This window comes from Streptomyces sp. NPDC045846 (assembly GCF_056431605.1).
Genome location: NZ_JBWKKJ010000001.1, coordinates 914,446 through 932,821, shown reverse-complemented (window position 1 = coordinate 932,821; position 18,376 = coordinate 914,446). Strand labels below are relative to the sequence as shown.

Genomic DNA, 18,376 nt, shown 5'->3' with positions numbered 1-18,376 from the left:
CACGGACCGCGGGCCACCAGCGCCTGCCTGGGGGGAGGAACGGGACATGAGGATCAGCGTCTTGGGGCTCGGCTACGTGGGCTGTGTATCGGCCGCGTGCCTGGCCGGCATGGGCCACGAGGTCATCGGGGTGGACGTGAACCCGACGAAGGTCGACCTCGTCAACGACGGCAGGGCCCCGGTGGTCGAGGAACGGATCGGCGAACTCGTCGCCGAGGGCGTGCGCACGGGAGCGCTGCGCGCCACCGTCGACGTCCGCGAGGCGATCATGGGCAGCGAGGTGTCCCTCGTCTGCGTGGGCACGCCGTCGGAGCCCAACGGCAGCCTGTGCACCACGTATCTGGAGCGGGTCACCGAGCAGATCGGCGCCGCGGTGGCCGAGCGGGGCGGGCGGCACACCGTCGTGTTCCGCAGCACCATGCTCCCCGGCACCTGTCTGAACCTGCTCGTGCCGATCCTGGAGAAGCACGTGGGCACGGCCGGGGTGGACTTCGGGGTCGCGGTCAACCCGGAGTTCCTGCGCGAGGGCACCAGCGTGCGGGACTTCTTCGACCCGCCCAAGACCGTCATCGGCGAACTCGACCCGGCGAGCGGCGACGTGGTGGCCGCGCTGTACGAGGGCCTGCCCGGCGAGGTGTTCCGGATGCCGGTCCCGACCGCCGAGGCGATCAAGTACGCGGACAACGCCTTCCACGGCCTCAAGATCGGCTTCGCGAACGAGCTGGGCGCGGTGTGCCATGCGCTGGGGGTGGACGCGCACCAGGTGATGGACGTGTTCCTGGCCGACCGCAAGCTGAACATCAGCCCCGCCTATCTGCGGCCCGGCTTCGCCTTCGGCGGCTCCTGCCTGCCCAAGGACCTGCGCAGCCTGCTCCACGCGGCGCAGCGGGCCGACGTCTCGCTGCCGATCCTCGCCCACGTGCTGCCCTCCAACTCCACGCACCTGCAGCGCGCGGTGGAACTGGTCGAGCGGGCGGGCAGACGGCGGGTGGGCCTGTTCGGTCTCTCCTTCAAACCCGGCACCGACGACCTGCGCGAGAGCCCCCTCGTCGAGCTGGCGGAGAGACTGCTGGGCAAGGGGTACGACCTGCGGATCCACGACGCCAACGTGAGCCTGTCGCGGCTGCTCGGCGCGAACCGCGAGTACATCGAGACCCGGCTGCCGCACATCGCCCAACTGTTGGTGGACTCCGTCGACGAGGTGCTCGGGCACGCGGACGTGTGCCTGGTCGGAACCAGGGACCCGGCCGTGCTCGCGGCGCTTCCGCACGGCGACGGCACGGTGCTCATCGATCTCATCCGCATGCCCGACGCCGAGGCGCGCCGGGCCGAACCGGGGTACGTGGGCCTTGTCTGGTGACACATCGCGGGACGCCACGACCGGCGGCCACCGGCCCGGCCGGCGCGCGCTGATCCTGGTGGAGAACCTGTCGGTGCCGTTCGACCGGCGGGTGTGGCAGGAGTGCACCACGCTGCGCGACGCGGGCTGGACCGTGCACGTCATCTGCCCCCGCGGCGAGAAGCGGGACACCGAGCCGGAGGCCGAGGTCGACGGGGTGCGGATCCACCGCTACCCGCTGCGCGCGGCCACCGGCGGGCCGGCCGGGTATCTGCGCGAGTACGGATCGGCGCTGTGGCACACCGCCCGGCTGGCCCGCGCGGTCGGCCCGGTCCACGTGGTCCACGCCTGCAACCCGCCCGACCTGCTGTTCCTGCCCGCCCTGTGGCTCAAGCGGCGCGGCGCGCGGTTCGTCTTCGACCAGCACGACCTGGTGCCCGAGCTCTACCTCTCCCGGTTCGACCGCGGCGAGGACCTGCTCTACCGGGCCGTGTGCGCGCTGGAGCGGCTGACCTACCGGGCCGCCGACGTCGTGCTCGCCACGAACGAGAGCTACCGCGACGTCGCGATCCGCCGCGGTGGCCGCAGGCCCGAGGACGTCTTCGTGGTGCGCAGCGCGCCCGCCGTCGAACGGTTCCAACCGGTGCCGCCCGAGCCGGAGTTGAAGCGCGGCAAGCCCCATCTGCTGTGCTACCTCGGCGTCATGGGCCCTCAGGACGGTGTCGACTACGCCCTGCGGGCCCTGGCGAAGCTGCGCGACGAGCTGGGGCGGACCGACTGGCACGCGGTGTTCGTCGGAGCCGGTGACGCCTTCGAGGCGATGGTGGAACTGTCCCGGCGGCTGGGGCTGTCCGAACAGGTGGAGTTCACCGGCCGCGTCCCGGACGCGGACCTGGTGCGCTACCTGTCCACCGCCGACGTGTGCCTCTCGCCCGACCCGCGCAATCCGCTCAACGACGTGTCGACCATGAACAAGGTCCTGGAGTACATGGCGATGGGCCGGCCGATCGTCTCCTTCGACCTGCGGGAGGCGCGCGTGTCCGCCGGTGACGCGGCCCTGTACGCGCCCGCCAACGACGAGACCGCGTTCGCCGGACTCGTCGCGCGGCTCCTCGACGACCCGGACCAGCGCGCCCTGATGGGCAAGACCGGCCAGGAGCGCGTCACCGGACGGCTCTCTTGGCGCAACTCCCAGAAGGCACTGCTCGACGCCTACGCCGCGGCCTGCGGCGACCGCCCCCCGGCGGCGGGCGCCCCGGTCAACGGCGGGCGGAGGAGGCGCCGTTGAGCGAGGACACGATACGCCTGGTCACCATCGGCCGGATCCTCCGCCGGCGCTGGCGGCTCCTCGCCCTCCTCACCCTGGTGGGCGCGCTCGCCGGTTACGGCGCCTCGGCGCTCTTCCCGCCGCGCTACACGGCCTCGGTGTCGATCCTGCTGCCGGGGCAGTGGGAGGACCGCGAGCTGCTGACCCAGGCGGGGATCGCGACCAGTTCCGCGGTGGTCGACCGGGCGGCCACCGCACTCGGCTGGACGGCCGTCGGCGACAAGCTGCGGGACCAGGTGAGCGCCTCGGCCGCCGACGGCAACATCATCAAGATCTCGGGCACGGCCGACACCCCGGAGCGCGCGCAGCGGCTCAGCGACCAGGTGGCCCAGCAGTTCGTCGGCTTCGCCGCGCGGATCGCGGGCGCCGGCGCCGACACCGACACGGCCACCGGGCCCGACGCGCTGCGGCAGCAGGTGGCGGAGGCCAACCGCCGCATCACCGACCTCGCCAACGCCGCCAATCCGGGGCAGACCGTGGAGAGCGTGCAGGCCCGCACCGAACTCGAGAACCTGCGCACCTCGCTCCAGGCGGCCATGAAGAAGCTGGACCAGGCCGGTCCGGCGGCGAACAAGGCGGGCATGGTCGTGATGGGGCCGGCCGCCCGGCCGACCGGCCAGGCGCCTCCGACCAGGACGCAGCTCGTCGCCGCCGGGGCGCTGCTGTTCTTCCTGCTCGCGGTCGTCGGCCATCTCACCGCCGCGCGGATGAACCGCCGGCTGCGCGGCGAGGCGGAGATCGCCGCAGCGCTCGGCTCGACGCTGCTCGGCACCGTCGACGTACCCGGCGAACGGGCGGCGCACCGGACGAAGGGGCGCGGCCCGTGGGCCTGGGTCCGCCGGCTCCTCGGCACCGACACCCGCTGGGACCTGCCCGCCCCGCGGCGGTCCGACGACGAGGCCGGCCGCCTGATCCGCTACCGGCGGGTGTGCCACCGCCTGCGGGAACGACTCCCCGCGCCACGAAGGCTGTTGGTCGTCGTGCCGGAGGGCGACGAGACGGCCCGCCGGGCCGCGGCGCAGCTCGTGGCCGAGGCCAAGAGCGGACCGCTGCTGCGGGTGGTGCAAGTGCCGGTGGCCGAGCCGATGGTGCCGGACCGCGACAGTGAGTCCGGCGCCCTGGTCGTGCTCAGCGCGGGCAGCTGGACCGCGGAGGAGCTGGCCAGGATCGCCGAGGCGTGTGCGGACGCGGGGCACGACGTCGTCGGCTTCGTCGTCGCGGGCCTGGTCCGGATGCGTCCGGCGCGGACCGCCGGCCGCCCCCCGGACGACGTGGCGTCGACGCCGGCGGTACGCAGCCACGCGAGCGGGGGTTCTGTGTGACGAGCAAGACGTCGCAGTCACCGGACGCCGCTCCGCTCCTCGATGTGCAGGCGCTGGTGGTGTCCGTGCGCAGGCGCCGCCGCCTGTGGTGCGCCATGGCGCTGCTGGGGCTGCTGATCGGCGCGGCGATGGCGGTCCTCGTGCCCGCGCCCCCGGCCGCGGTGACCAAGCTTCTGGTCGCCCACCAGGAGGACCAGCCGAACGACACCGGAACGCTGATCCGCACCGACGTGGCCGTCCTCGGCACCACGCGGATCGCCGGCCAGGCCCTGCGCTCCCTCGGCTCCCCGGAGAAACCCGAGGACTTCCTGCGGGAGTACCACGGCACCGGTCTGACCAACAACCTGTTGCAGATCGACGTGACCGGGGCCAGCGACGCACAGGCGGTGGCGCGGGCCAAGGCGCTGGCGGACGCGTTCATCACGGACCACGTCACGCGGATGCAGGACACCGCGAACGCCGAGGCCAAGGCCCTGCTCGACCAGCGCGACCGCATGCGGGACGAACTCACCCAGGTCAACAAGGCGATCGGGAACCGGTCTCCGGACAGTGACCCGAAGGCCTCGGCGAGCATCGAGTCGCTCTTCGCCCGCCGGGCCGAACTCAACTCCCAGATCGCCGACTTCTCCCAGCGTGCCGCGGAGGCACGGACAGGCTCGCCCAAAATCGTCGCCGGCACGCAGATCGTGGACGCCCCGCGCGCGGTGGCGCACTCCCTGCCGAAGACCGCTCTCACCGACGCCGGGATCGGCCTCGTCCTCGGCCTCGTCGTCGGGATCGCGCTGGCCGCGGTCGCCACGGTGGTGGCCGACCGTCCCGTTCTGCGCCGCGAGATCGCGGCGAACCTGGGTGCCTCGGTCATCGCGGAACTGCCCCGCGTGCCGCGCCGGTCCGGCGTGCCGTGGCAGCGCGGACGGGTGCGGGCGGCGCGCGAACGGCTCTGCGCGACCCTGGCCCGCACGGTGCGCGGTTCGGCGGAGGCGGTCTCGCTCCTCGAACTGGGCTGTGCGCACACCACGGGCGTGATCGCCCTCGACCTCGCCGAGGCGCTGGTGGCGGACGGGCCCGTGGTGATCGTCGACGGTCTGCCGGACCCGCTGCCCGCCGACCACGACAGGCCGGGAGGCCCGTCCGTGGTCCGTGGCGAGCGCGCCGCGCGGCTGTCGCCCCAGGAGCGCCGGTTCGGCGTCGGCTCGGTCGCACCCGGCACCGCCTGGACCGACCTCCCCCACCTCGGCGGCCAGACCGTGCTCGTGGTGCGGGCCGGGCACGGCAGCGCCGCCTGGCTGCACACCGTGGCGCGGCAGCTCGCGGACCTGAGCATTCCGGTCATCGGTGTGGTGCTGATCGACCCCGACCCGCGCGACAGGACCGACGGCACGCTGTGGGACGGGCTGCACACCGCTCTGCGCGGGCACGACGAGCTCCTGGCCCGGCAGAACGCGGCGGGCCGGCGGCGCACGGAGCGGCTGACGACCTGGGCCTCGCGGGTCCCGGACAGCGACCAGGAGGCACGGTAGAAGATGTGCGGCATCGCAGGCGCGTACCGGTGGCCGGACGGCAGGGCCGTCACCGACCGGCTCACCGAAACCCTCGTCCACCGCGGCCCGGACGGGGCGGGCCGCTACAGCCACCCCGCCGGTGACGGCGAAGTGCACCTCGGGCACCGCCGGCTCGCCATCCTCGACCTGACCGCGACCGGGGCCCAGCCGATGGTCTCGGGGGGCCTGGCCCTGTCCTACAACGGGGAGCTGTACAACGCCCCCGAACTGCGCGCGGAGTTGGCGGCCGCCGGGGTGCGCTTTCGCGGCACCTCCGACACCGAGGTGCTCCTGGAGGCCTGGCGGCGCTGGGGCACCAGCTGCCTGCCCCGGCTGCGCGGCATGTTCGCGTTCGCCGTCTTCGACGAGCGCACCGGTGAACTGGTGCTCGCCCGCGACCAGTTGGGCATCAAGCCGCTGTTCCTGCTCCGGCGCGGCACGGGCCTGGTGTTCGCCTCCGAGCTCAAGGCGCTCGCCGCCGTGACCGGGGGGTCGCTCCAGGTGGACCACGCGGCGCTGGTGGCCTCCCTGCTGTACTACTGGGTGCCCGACTCGCGGTGCGCGTTCCGCGAGGCGGAGAAGCTGCCGCCGGGAAGCTGGCTGCGCTGCCGGCCCGACGGGCGGGTGGAGCGGGGCCGGTTCTGGAACCTGCGGGACGTCGCGGCCGAGGGCCAGGAACGGGCCCGCGCCGGCGAGCGGCCCGACCTGGCGGCCGTCGTCGAGGACTCGACCCGGCGCCACCTGCTCTCCGACGTGCCCGTGGCGACCTTCCTCTCCGGCGGTCTCGACTCCAGCTATCTGACCGCGCTGGCGGCCCGCCACCACCCCGGCATCTCCGCCTACACGATCGGGTTCCGCGCCGAGGACGCCAGGTTCGAGGCGATGCCGGACGACCTGCGCTACGCCCGGCAGGTGGCCGGGCGGTTCGGTGTCGACCTGCACGAGATCGAGATCGCCCCGGACGTGCTCGACCTGCTGCCGCGCATGACGTACCACCTGGACGAGCCGATCGGCGACCCCGCCGCGATCAACACGTACCTGATCTGCTCGGCCGCCCGGGAGGCCGGCGTCAAGGTGATGCTCTCGGGGATGGGCGCCGACGAGCTGTTCGCCGGATACCGCAAGCACCTCGCCAACCTGATCGCGCTGCGCTACCAGCGCGTCCCGCGGCCGCTGCGGCGCGGCCTGTCCCGGGGCGTGGACCGGCTGCCGGTCGCCACGGCGCGGCGGGGCTACCGGTCGGTGCGCTTCGCCAAGCGGTTCCTGTCCTTCGCAGACCTGCCGGAGGAGACCGCGTTCCGGCGCAGCTACACGCTGTACGACCAGGACGAGCTGCTCGGCCTCATCGACCCGGACCTGGCCGGCACGGTCGAGGACGTGCTGACCGAGCACGCGGACACCTACCGGGACAACGAACTCGACGACTTCGTCAACCGCATGTGCCTGGCGGACTCCCGGATGTTCCTGCCGGGCCTCAACCTCGCCTACACCGACCGGTCGAGCATGGCCGCCTCCATCGAGGTGCGGGTGCCCTACGTGGACGTCGAGGTGGTCAGGGCGGCGTTCGCCGTACCGGGCGAGCGCAAGATCGCCGGACGTCAGGGCAAGGCGGTCCTCAAGGAGGCGGCCGCCTCGGTCCTGCCACGGGAGATCGTCTACCGGCCCAAGGGCCTGTTCAGTGCCCCGCTGCGGGCCTGGATGAGCCGGGATTTGGCACCGCTGGTGCGCGAGGTCGTCCAGGACGGCGTGCTCGTGAACTCCGGGCTGCTGCGCCGTGACGCGCTGGCCCGCATGGTCGCCGAGGACGCCGCCGGGCAGCGCGACTTCTCCAAGCACCTGTGGCACGTGCTGACCCTCGAGTACTGGTATCGCGGCGCGACCTCCGGCTCCGGCCAGAGCCAAGCGGCCTGACGGCGTTGACAGTTGGAACACAGAGGAGCTCGGGTGAAACAAGTTGTTCAGAACTACAAGAGCGGCGAGCTGGCGGTGCTCGACGTGCCCGTCCCGGCGTGCAAGCCGGGCGGTGTGCTGGTCCGCACCGCCTACTCGCTGATATCGACCGGGACCGAGCTCATGAAGGTGTCCGAGGCCGGCAAGTCGATGGTGGGCAAGGCCCGCTCCCGGCCGGACCAGGTGGCCAAGGTCATGCAGAGCGTGGCCACCAACGGGGTGGCCGCCACCTACCAGAAGGTGATCAACCGGCTGGACTCGTACACGCCGCTGGGCTACTCGCTGTGCGGGGTGGTCGAGCAGGTCGGCACCGGGATCGACGACGTGGCGGTCGGCGACCTCGTGGCCTGCGCCGGCAACGAGCACGCGCTGCACGCCGAGCTGAACTGGGTGCCCAAGAACCTCTACGCCCGGGTGCCGGACGGCCTCGCGCCCCGGCACGCGGCCTTCGCCACCGTCGGGTCCATCGCGTTGCAGGGCGTGCGCCGGGGCGAGCCCCGCCTCGGCGACGTGGCCCTCGTCATCGGCCTCGGGCTGATCGGGCAGCTGGTGGCGCAGCTCCTCTCCGCCTCGGGGGTCCGCGTCGTCGGGGTCGACCCCGACCCGGCGCGCTGCGCGCTCGCCGAGCGCCTGGGCGCCGCGGCCTGCGGCGACCCGGAGTCCGCGGCCGTGGAGAGCGCCGTCGCCGAACTCACCGACGGCCACGGCGTGGACCAGGTGTACCTGGCCGCCGGTGGCGCCGACAACCAGCCCGTCGAGCTGGCCGCCCGGCTCTGCCGCGACCGCGGCCGGGTCGTCGACATCGGCAAGTGCCGCCTGGACCTGCCGTGGAACGCGTACTACGAGAAGGAGCTCGACGTCCGGTTCTCGCGCAGCTACGGCCCCGGGCGCTATGACCCGGAGTACGAACTGGAAGGGCGCGACTACCCGGTCGGCTACGTGCGCTGGACCGAGCGCCGCAACCTGGCGTGCTTCCTCGATCTGCTCGCCCGCGGCCGCGTCGACGTGGAGCCGCTGGTCTCCCACACCGCCGACTTCGCCGACGCCGTGGAGACGTACCAGGGCCTGAAGGACGGCGGTCTGAAGGCCGTCGCCGTGCTGTTCCGGTACGCCGGACAGGCGAGGGAAGCGGCGGCTCCCACAGTGGCCGTACCCGCGGTGAAGCGGCAGGGCGGTGCGGCACCGGCCCGGGCCGCCGGCACACCGGTGCGCCTCGCGTTCGTCGGCGCGGGCAACTACGCGACGTCGATGCTGCTGCCGCACCTGGCGCGGCGCGAGGGCGTGGAGCTGTCGACCGTGGTGACCACCACGGCGCTGTCCGCCGCCAACGCGCGCCGCAAGTTCGGCTTCGTCGGGGCGACCACCGATCTCGACTCCGTGCTCGGTGACAAGTCCATCGACGCGGTGTTCGTCGTCACCCGCCACAGCTCGCACGCCGAACTGACCAGGCAGGCGCTGCTGGCGGGCAAGACGGTGTTCGTGGAGAAGCCGTTGGCGCTCACCGAGGACGAGCTGTCCACGGTCCTCGCGGCGGTCGAGGAGTCCGGCAACGACCGGCTGCAGGTGGGCTTCAACCGCCGGTTCGCACCGCTGCTGCGCGAGGCCAGGAAGCGGTTCGGCACCCGCTCCGGGCCGGCCGGGGTGCGCTACCTGGTCAACGCGGGCCGCCTCGACCACGGCAGCTGGTACCTCCAACAGGGCACCGAGGGCTCGCGGTTCGCCGGCGAGGGCGGCCACTTCATCGACACGGTGAGCTGGCTCCTGGAAGCCGATCCGGTCTCGGTGTACGCGGTCGCCCCGTCCGGCACCGAGGACCTCCAGGTCATGCTGCGCTACCCGGACGGATCCACCGCGACCATCAGCTACGTCACCACCGGCGCGCCCGGCTACCCCAAGGAGACGCTGGACCTGGTGGCGGACGGCAAGGTGCTGCGGCTCGACGACTTCGTCCGTGCCTCCGTCCACGGCCGCGGGCGGTGGGTCAGTTCGCGGCTGCCCAAGGCCCGGGACAAGGGCCAGTCCGCCGAACTGGCCGCGTTCATCCGGGCGGTGCGGACCGGCGGGCCGATGCCCGTGCCGCTGGAGTCGCTGGTCGCCACCACCTCGGCCACCCTCGCCGTGCGGGCCGGCCTGGCCGGTGGCGCTCCGGTCACGCTGGCGAGGACGCGATGACGGTGCGTTCCGGGAGCGCGGGCTGGTACGTGCGGCGGCTGTCGCGGATGGGGCCGCGGGAGATCGGCGGCCGGGTGGGCGACACGGTGCGCAGGCGGCGGTGGCGCTCGGCGCCGCCCAACTGCCCGCGGGTGCGCGGCCCGCGCTTCACCGCGGTCCTGCCCGCCGGAACGATCGCCCAGATCGCGCCGGACGCCGCGAAACGCCTCATCAATGAGGCGGACCGCCTGATGTACGGCCACGTCGAGTATTTCGGGGTGGTCCGCGACGACCTCGACCGGCCGGACTGGTGGTACGACCCGAAGACCGGTCGTCGCGCCCCGGGGGGTTACGCCTTCGACGTCCCGTACCGGGACGAGGACGTGGTCGGGGACATCAAGCAGATCTGGGAGCTGTCGCGGCACCAGTACCTCACGGTGCTCGCCGCCGCCTACGCGATCACCGGGAACGAGCGGTACGCCGAGCGGGTGGCCCGACACCTGCGGTCGTGGTGGGCGGCCAACGCGCCGCTGCGCGGAGTGCACTGGACCAGCGGCATCGAGCTGGGGATCCGGCTGCTTTCCTGGGTGTGGATCCGCCGGCTGCTCGACGGTTGGCCGGACGCGGCCGCGCTGTTCGAGGACAACCCGGTGGCGCGGACCCAGATCTGGCACCACCAGCGCTGGCTGGCCGCCTTCCCCAGCCGGGGGTCCTCGGCGAACAACCACGTCGTCGCCGAGGCCGCCGGGCAGTTGGCCGCGGCCTGCGCGTTCGGATGGTTCCCCTCCTCCGAGCGCTGGCGCGCCGACGCGATGCGGTCGCTGGAGCGGCATCTGCGCGGCAACACCTTCCCCTCCGGCCTCAATCGTGAACTGGCCACCGAGTACCACGGGCTCGTGCTGGAACTCGGCCTGGCCGCGGTGGCCGAGGCGGACGCCGCAGGCGTACCGGTCCCCGACCCGGTCCGCCTGGTGCTGCTGCGGATGACCGACGCGCTCGCCGCGATCGTGGACAACCGGCTGCGGCCGCCGCGCCAGGGCGACGCCGACGACGGGCAGGGCCTGGTCGTGGACGGCGGCGGCACCGACCGCTGGGCCTCGCTCCTGGCCACCGGCGACGCCGTGTTCGGCCGGCTCGACTGGTGGCCGACGGTGACCGCCACCGATGTGCGCACCCCGCTGCTCGCCGCCCTCGTCCGGCCCCTCCCGCGGCACGCGAAGGCCCGCCCGGCGAGCCGCCCGGCCCACTTCGCCGACGCGGGGCTCACCATCCTGCGCGGCCCCCAGGAGATCTGGTGCCGCTGCGACGGCGGTCCCCACGGCTTCCTGTCCATCGCCGCGCACGCCCACGCGGACGCGCTGTCCGTGGAGGTCCGGCACGACGGGGTCGACGTGCTCGCCGACCCGGGAACGTACTGCTACCACGGGCAGCCCGAGTGGCGGCGGTACTTCCGCTCGACGCTCGCCCACAACACCCTGAGCCTTGACGATCACGACCAGTCCGTCTCGGGCGGCCCGTTCCTGTGGGTCCGCCACGCCGCCAGTCGTGTCCTGGTCGCGGACCCGTCCGCGCCGGGGGTGGCCCGCTGGTGTGCCGAGCACGACGGCTACCGGCCCTCCGTGCACCGCCGCCGCGTGGAACTGGCCGGAGAGTCGCGGGAGTTGAGGGTGGTCGACGAGGTGCGCGGTCCGCGGCGCCCGGTGCGGCTGGCGTTCCACCTCGGCCCGGCGATCGCCGCGGAGCTGGTGGGGAGCCGGGCGGTGCTCAGCTGGACCCGCGACGGCGAGGACCGCTCCGCCGTGTTCGAGCTGCCGGGGCAACTGTCCTGGCGGGCGCACCGCGGCGAGAGCCGTCCGCCGCTGGGCTGGTACTCCGCCGGGTTCGGCCGCAAGGAGCCCGCCACGGCGCTCATCGGCACCGGGTTCACGGACGGCGCCGGGGAGTTCACCAGCGTGCTCGGGTTCCGGGGCGAGTGAGGAGGGAGGACACGTGGGGATCACATGGCGGCGCTGGGCGTTGCCGACGGCCGCGCTGGCGCTGGTCGTGCCGGTGGCGGCCGGCTGTACGAGCACGCCCGATCCCGGGTCGGAGCCGACCGCCTCGCCCTCCGCGACCACGGCCACGGCGGCGAAGGCGGCCCGGGTGTGCGCCAAGCCCGCGGCCGGGCCCGCGAGCGCCCCGGCGGGCGCGGTGAGCGTCGACCCCTCGGTCGCGGGCGACCTGGCGGCGAAGACCAGGAGCAGCCCCCCGAACACCACGTTCTGGCTCCGGCCGGGCCGGCACACCCTCGAACAGGACCGCTACGCCCAGGTCATTCCGAAGGACGGCGACAGCTACGTCGGCGCGCCGGGCGCGGTGCTCGACGGCCGCAGGACCAACCAGTACGCGTTCGGCGGCACCGCCCGCGATGTCACCCTGCGGTACGTGACCGTGCAGGGCTTCGTCGCGCCGCAGAACGAGGGCGTGGTCAATCACGATTCGGCCGACGGCTGGGTGATCGAGCACACCACGATCCAGAACAACTCCGGCGCCGGGCTGATGGCCGGTGCCCGCCAGCAGGTCCGCGCCAGCTGCCTGCGCGGCAACGGGCAGTACGGCATGAACGCGTACAAGACCGGTGCCCCCCTCGCCGGCCTCGTGCTCGAAGGCAACGAGATCACGGCGAACAACACCGACGACTGGGAGCGGCAGAAGCCGGGCTGCGGCTGCACCGGAGGCGTCAAGTTCTGGGCGGTCAACGGCGCCGACATCCGCGGCAACTGGGTGCACGACAACCGCGGAACCGGCTTGTGGGCGGACACCAACAACAACGACTTCCGCATCGAGGACAACCTGCTGGAGAGCAACGACGGTGCGGCGCTGATCTATGAGACCAGCTACAACGCGGTCATCCGGAACAACACGATCCGGCGGAACAACTGGGTCGAGGGCCGCAAGTACGCCGACCGCGGCGACACCTTCCCGTACCCGGCGATCTACCTGTCCGAGTCCGGCGGCGAACCACGGATCCACGCCCGCACCGACAAGATCGAGATCTACCGGAACGTGCTGGAGGACAACTGGTCCGGCATCACCCTGTGGGAGAACGCCGACCGGTTCTGCAACAGCCCGGCCAACACCTCCTCCGGCGACTGCACACTGCTGGTGCCGCACTCGGACCGCTGCGCGCGCCCCGCGATCTCCGCCGCACCGCTCTACACCGACTGCCGGTGGAAGACCCAGCGGGTGGACATCCACGACAACCGCTTCCTGCTCGATCCCTCCGTCGTCGGCTGCACGGCGCGGTGCGACCGCATGGCGATGCTGGCCAACTACGGCACCTATCCGGACTGGTCGCCGTACCAGGGCGAGCAGGTGGCCGACGCGATCACTCTCGACCAGCACAACCGCTGGCACGACAACGTCTATGTCGGGCCCTGGAAGTTCGTCGCCCACGACCCGAGCCGGGTGCTCGACTCCGGGCAGTGGCAGAGCCCGCCGTACCGGCAGGACACGGGCAGCACCTTCGACCTGCGGGCCGGTGGTTGAGATGGCCGAAGTCCCGGCCCGCGGCGGACCGCCCGCGCTGGACGCCCGGCCCGGCGCCCCGAAGCTCGTCGGCACGGTCTGGGGGCTGCTGATCCTCAACACCCTGGGCTCCGCCGGGGCCAGGACCATCGTCCCGCTGCCCCGCTCCCTCATCCAGCTGGTCACCATGGGCTCCCTGGTCGGCGCGTTCACGCTGGCGCTGGCCCTCAACCTCCGGCTGCGCATCCGGTCCAGTTCCTTCCTGTTCCTGCTCACGCTGCTGCTCGTGGCGAGCGTGATCTCCAGCGCCCATCTGGAGTCCGGACTCGGCGCGCTGTTCCGGTGTTTCCGGCTGACGCTCTTCACCGGCACGCTGTGGCTGCTCAGCCGCTGGTGGGACGGCGGCACCACCTTCGTGCGGCACCACATCCGGATGTACTTCGCGGTGCTCGGCTCGGTCGCCGCGGGCCTGGCCATCTCGCCGGGGGCCGCCCTGCCCGACCTCTACGGCGGGCGGCTGGTCGGCGCCCTGTGGCCGCTCACACCGCCGCAGATCGCCCAGTACGCCGCGGTGATCGTCGGCCTGACCGTGCTGCTCGTGCTCGGGCACCGCGCCGACCGGACCAGCGCGGTGGTGATCATCGTGCCGTCCCTCGTCCTGCTCGCGCTGACCCACACCCGCACGGCCACGCTCGGTCTGCTCATCGGTCTCGCGCTGGCGATCGGCTCGCTCGTCCTGACCAGCGCCGCGGCCCGCCGGTTCTTCACCTGGGCGGTGCTGTGCGCCACGGTGGCCGCGGTCGGGTTCAGCTCCGCGCTGCAGAGCTGGTTCCTGCGCGGACAGACCGAGGAGAACTTCTCCAACCTCACCGGCCGGGCCAAGGTCTGGGACGCCCTGCTCGCAGCGCCCCGCACGACCGCGCAGCAGTGGTTCGGCGTGGGCCTGGGCGACAAGTCGTTCGGCGGGCTGCCGATCGACAACAGCTGGCTGGCCGTCTACAACGAACAGGGGCTGATCGGCATCGCCCTGGTCGCACTGATCATCCTGGCCCTCGGCACCATCGCGCTGCTGCGGCCCCCCTCGCTGTCGCGGGCCTGCGCGATCTACCTGATCAGCTACTGCGCCATCGCCTCGTACACCGAGGCGGGTCTCGGCGACGCCTCGCCCTACCTGCTGCACCTGGCCGTGGCCGCCTCGCTCCTTGCGGCGCCCGCCGCGGCCACGCCGCTCAGCCCGCCCGCGGCCCCGCGACGGCATGTCCCGCGCTGGGCGCGGAGATCGGAGGTGACCTGAGATGCACGTCCTCGTGGTGCACAACCACTACGCCTCGGCGCAGCCGAGCGGCGAGAACAAGGTGGTCGAGCAGGAGGTGGCGCTGCTGCGCGCGGCCGGCCACCGGGTCGAGGTGTTCGAGCGGCGCAGCGACTCCATCGCCGCCCGCTCCCTCCTGGCCAAAGCGGCCGTGCCCCTCCTGGTGCCGTGGAACCCGGCGGTCCGCGCCGAGCTCACCGCGCGGCTCCGCGCCGAGCGGCCGGACGTGGTGCACGTCCACAACGTCTTCCCGCTCCTGTCGCCCGCGGTACTGGCCGCGTGCGCCGACGCCGGGGTGCCCGCCGTGGCCACGCTGCACAACTACACCCAGGTCTGCCCGCCCGGCACACTTCAGCGGGACGGCCGTCCCTGCACCGAGTGCGTCGGGGCGACGCCGCTGCCCGCCGTCCGGCACGGCTGCTACCGGGGCTCCCGGCTCGCGACGGTGCCGCTCGCCGTCAGCCTGTCGGTGAACCGGCGGCGGTGGTGGTCGGGCGTGGAGCGGTTCCTCTGCATCTCCGCGGCGCAGCGCGACGTGCTGGCGCGGGCCGGGATGCCGCCGGAGCGGCTGGCGGTGAAGCACAACTTCGTGCCGGAGCCGGACACCTGGCGCGAGGGCGACGGCGAGCACGTCCTCTATCTCGGCCGGCTCGCGGAGGCCAAGGGCGTACGGCTGCTCATGGCCGCGTGGGACGAGATCGCGGCGAGCGGCGGGGTGGGCGTGCCGCTCGTGGTCGCGGGCGCGGGGCCGCTGGAGCCGGAGGTGACCGCGTGGGCGGCGGGCCGGGACGACGTGCGGTTCGTAGGCCTGTACGGCCCGGCCCAGTGCCGGCGGGCCATCGCGCGATCGGTCGCCGTGGTGGCTCCCTCGACGTGGCTGGAGGCCTTCGGCCTGGTCGTGGTGGAGGCGATGGCCGCGGGGGTCCCGGCGGTCGCGGCCGGGCACGGAGCGTTCGTCGAACTCGTCGAGGACGGGGTGACGGGGCTGCTGCACGAGCCGGGCGACGCCGCCTCGCTGGCGTCGTGTCTGCGCCGGATCACGGCCGGACCGGCATCCAACCGGGAGATGGGGCAGGCGGCCCGGCGCCGTTACGAGCAGGGGTTCAGCCCGGCCGTGGGTCTTGAGCGCCTGGTCGAGGAGTACCGGACCGCGATCGCGGGTCGGTCGGCACTGGCTCGCGACGGGGACACCCGCGCGAGCAGGGGGGATGGGGACAGCAGATGACACGATGCCGGCTCTGCGGCTCCGAGGCGATGGCGAGCGTCGTCGACCTCGGGGCGACGCCGCCGTGCGAGAGCTTTCTCGCCGCGGACCAACTGGACCTGCCGGAGCCCGCGTACCCGCTGCACCTGCGGGTCTGCACGGAGTGCTGGCTCGCGCAGATCCCGCCGCTGATCACGCCGGAGGAGACGTTCAAGGAGTACGCGTACTTCTCCTCCTATTCGACCTCCTGGGTGGAGCACGCCCGGACCTACGTCGCCGACGCGGTGGGGCGGCTGGGGCTCGGGTCCGACGCCTTCGTCGTCGAGGTCGCGAGCAACGACGGGTACCTGCTCAGGCACCTGGTGGACCGGGGGATCCGGTGCCTGGGCATCGAGCCGTCGGTGAACGTCGGCGCGGCGGCCCGGGACGCGGGCGTGCCCACGCTGACGGAGTTCCTGGACCCGGAGGTCGGCTCGGCCGTCCGCGCCGAGCACGGCCCGGCGGACCTGGTCGTGGCCAACAACGTGTACGCGCACATCCCCGACGTGGTCGGGTTCACCCGGGGGCTGCGCGCCCTGGTCGCCGACGACGGCTGGGTCTCCATCGAGGTGCAGCACCTGCTGACCCTCATCGAGGAGAACCAGTACGACACGATCTACCACGAGCACTTCCAGTACTACACGGTCGCCTCCGCCGCCCGCGCGCTGGCGAGCGGCGGACTGGCGCTCGTGGACGTCGAGTTGCTGCCCACGCACGGCGGCTCCATCCGGCTGTGGGCCCGGCCCGCCGAGGCGGCGTCCGTCGGCCGGGGCGGTCCGGGAGCCGCCGGACGGGTGGCCGACGTGCTGGCCCGGGAGAAGGCCGCCGGGCTGGGGGAGCTGTCCGGGTACACCGAGTTCTCCGCCCGGGTGGCGAAGGTGCGCCGGGACCTGCTGCGGTTCCTCATCGAGGCGGCCGAGCGTGGCGAGACGGTGGTCGGCTACGGCGCCCCCGGCAAGGGCAACACCCTGCTCAACCACTGCGGCATCCGCCCCGACCTGCTTCCGTACACGGTCGACCGCAACCCCTACAAGCACGGCAGGTTCACCCCGGGCACCCGCATCCCGATCCTGCCGCCCGAGCGGATCGCCGCCGACCGGCCGGACTACGTGCTCGTCCTGCCGTGGAACCTGCGGGACGAACTCGTCGAGCAGCTGTCCTTCGTGCACGCCTGGGGCGGCCGTCTCGTCTTTCCCGTACCCGAGTTGAGCGTTGTCGAGGTCGCGTCCCGAAAGGTCACAGCATGAAGGTCGTCCTGTTCTGCGGAGGCTACGGGCTGCGCATGCGCAACGGAGCCTCCGACGACATGCCCAAGCCGATGGCCATGGTCGGCCCCCGGCCGCTGATCTGGCACGTCATGCGCTACTACGCGTACTTCGGGCACACGGAGTTCATCCTGTGCCTCGGATACGGCGCCCACCACATCAAGAACTTCTTCCTCGACTACGAGGAGACCACCTCGAACGACTTCGTCCTGCGGGGCGGGCGGACCGAGCTGCTGTCCACCGACATCTCCGACTGGACGATCACGTTCGTGCAGACCGGCGTCGAGTCGCCGATCGGGGAGCGCCTGCGCCGGGTGCGCCGCCACCTGGACGGCGACGAGATGTTCCTCGCCAACTACGCCGACGTCCTCACCGACGCTCCCCTGCCCCGGATGATCGACTCCTTCGCCCGGCGCGACGCCGGCGCCTCGATGATGGTGGTGCCGCCGCAGTCCTCCTTCCACTGCGTGGACCTGGGCGAGGACGGCCTGGTGGGCGGCATCACCGCGGTGAGCGAACTGCCGCTGTGGGAGAACGGCGGCTACTTCGTGCTCCGCCAGGAGATCTTCGACCACATCCCGGAGAACGGCGACCTGGTCGCGGACGGATGCGCCCGACTCGCCAAGCAGGGAAGGCTGGTGGCCCACCAGCACCGCGGTTTCTGGAAGCCGACCGACACCGTGAAGGAGCGCGCCGCGCTCGACGCCGCCTACGCCCGGGGCGAGCGGCCCTGGGCCGTGTGGGAGCGGGACAGCGCCGGGGCGCGGGCGTGATCCGGCTGGGGGCCGGGCCGCTGGACCGGATCGTCGCGGTGGGCGCGCACTGCGACGACATCGCGATCGGCGCCGGCGGCACGCTGCTCACGCTGTGCCGCGCGCGCCCGGGTCTGCGCGTCGACGCCCTGGTGCTCTCCGGCGGTGGCGGCGAGCGCGAGCAGGAGGAGCGGGCCGCGCTCGACGCCTTCTGCCCGGGCGCCGACGTGCGCCTGACCGTGCTCAAGCTGCCGGACGGCCGGATGCCCGCGCACTGGGACGAGGCCAAGGCCGCGGTGGAGGAGCTGCGCCTGCGAACCGAGCCGCATCTCCTGCTGGCCCCGCGCACGGATGACGCGCACCAGGACCACCGCGCCCTGGCGAAGCTGGTGACCACGGCGTTCCGCGACCACCTCGTCCTGGGCTACGAGATCGCCAAGTGGGACGGCGATCTCGGCCGTCCGGCGGCGTACCAGCCGTTGTCACCAGAGGACGCCGACCACAAGGTGCGGCTGCTGCACGAGCACTATCCCTCGCAGCGGCACCGGTCCTGGTTCGACCGGGAGGCCTTCCTCGGCCTCGCGCGGATCCGCGGCATCGAATGCCAGACGCGCTACGCCGAGGCGTTCGCCGTCACCAAACTCACTCTCGATCTGGGGGAATGAAC

General features: G+C 73.0%; 13 protein-coding genes. All 13 read left to right on the top strand.

Annotation, left to right across the window (positions count from 1 at the left end; all coding sequences use genetic code 11):
- Window positions 1–46: 46 nt before the first annotated feature.
- From AC07F3_RS04150 to AC07F3_RS04090, 13 genes are read left to right on the top strand one after another with little or no spacing between them, the layout of a single operon-like run.
- Window positions 47–1,360, top strand: a complete 1,314-nt coding sequence (locus AC07F3_RS04150; RefSeq protein ID WP_479110242.1) for a nucleotide sugar dehydrogenase — start codon at window positions 47–49, stop codon at window positions 1,358–1,360.
- Complete coding sequence (locus AC07F3_RS04145; RefSeq protein ID WP_479110240.1) at window positions 1,350–2,627, top strand: glycosyltransferase family 4 protein; 1,278 nt, start codon at window positions 1,350–1,352, stop codon at window positions 2,625–2,627. The genes AC07F3_RS04150 and AC07F3_RS04145 overlap by 11 nt, the downstream gene beginning before the upstream one ends.
- Window positions 2,624–3,988: a Wzz/FepE/Etk N-terminal domain-containing protein gene (locus AC07F3_RS04140; RefSeq protein ID WP_479110238.1), complete on the top strand. Its 1,365-nt coding sequence runs from the start codon at window positions 2,624–2,626 to the stop codon at window positions 3,986–3,988. Before AC07F3_RS04145 ends, AC07F3_RS04140 begins: the two co-directional genes overlap by 4 nt.
- The gene (locus tag AC07F3_RS04135) at window positions 3,985–5,508 is read left to right on the top strand and encodes a Wzz/FepE/Etk N-terminal domain-containing protein (protein WP_479110236.1); all 1,524 of its coding nucleotides are present in this window, start codon (window positions 3,985–3,987) and stop codon (window positions 5,506–5,508) included. Before AC07F3_RS04140 ends, AC07F3_RS04135 begins: the two co-directional genes overlap by 4 nt.
- 3 nt (window positions 5,509–5,511) lie before the next feature.
- Window positions 5,512–7,440, top strand: a complete 1,929-nt coding sequence (gene asnB / locus AC07F3_RS04130) for an asparagine synthase (glutamine-hydrolyzing) (protein ID WP_479110234.1) — start codon at window positions 5,512–5,514, stop codon at window positions 7,438–7,440.
- A gap of 33 nt (window positions 7,441–7,473) precedes the next feature.
- Entirely contained in the window at window positions 7,474–9,651 is a 2,178-nt protein-coding gene (locus AC07F3_RS04125; protein ID WP_479110232.1) for a bi-domain-containing oxidoreductase, read from the top strand.
- Complete coding sequence (locus tag AC07F3_RS04120; RefSeq protein WP_479110230.1) at window positions 9,648–11,606, top strand: heparinase II/III family protein; 1,959 nt, start codon at window positions 9,648–9,650, stop codon at window positions 11,604–11,606. Before AC07F3_RS04125 ends, AC07F3_RS04120 begins: the two co-directional genes overlap by 4 nt.
- A gap of 13 nt (window positions 11,607–11,619) precedes the next feature.
- The gene (locus AC07F3_RS04115; RefSeq protein ID WP_479110228.1) at window positions 11,620–13,158 is read left to right on the top strand and encodes a right-handed parallel beta-helix repeat-containing protein; all 1,539 of its coding nucleotides are present in this window, start codon (window positions 11,620–11,622) and stop codon (window positions 13,156–13,158) included.
- 1 nt (window position 13,159) lies between these two features.
- On the top strand, window positions 13,160–14,431 hold the full coding sequence (locus AC07F3_RS04110; protein WP_479110226.1) for an O-antigen ligase domain-containing protein: 1,272 nt from the start codon (window positions 13,160–13,162) through the stop codon (window positions 14,429–14,431).
- Between the two features lies 1 nt (window position 14,432).
- Window positions 14,433–15,674 (top strand): glycosyltransferase, encoded by a 1,242-nt coding sequence (locus AC07F3_RS04105; RefSeq protein WP_479110224.1) that lies wholly within the window; start codon window positions 14,433–14,435, stop codon window positions 15,672–15,674.
- A complete protein-coding gene (locus AC07F3_RS04100) occupies window positions 15,671–16,939 on the top strand; it encodes a class I SAM-dependent methyltransferase (RefSeq protein ID WP_479110222.1) in 1,269 nt (422 codons plus the stop codon). Before AC07F3_RS04105 ends, AC07F3_RS04100 begins: the two co-directional genes overlap by 4 nt.
- The gene (locus AC07F3_RS04095) at window positions 16,936–17,730 is read left to right on the top strand and encodes a glycosyltransferase family protein (protein WP_479110220.1); all 795 of its coding nucleotides are present in this window, start codon (window positions 16,936–16,938) and stop codon (window positions 17,728–17,730) included. The genes AC07F3_RS04100 and AC07F3_RS04095 overlap by 4 nt, the downstream gene beginning before the upstream one ends.
- Window positions 17,727–18,374, top strand: coding sequence for a PIG-L deacetylase family protein (locus tag AC07F3_RS04090; protein ID WP_479110218.1), 648 nt, complete (start codon window positions 17,727–17,729; stop codon window positions 18,372–18,374). The genes AC07F3_RS04095 and AC07F3_RS04090 overlap by 4 nt, the downstream gene beginning before the upstream one ends.
- Window positions 18,375–18,376: the final 2 nt, after the last annotated feature.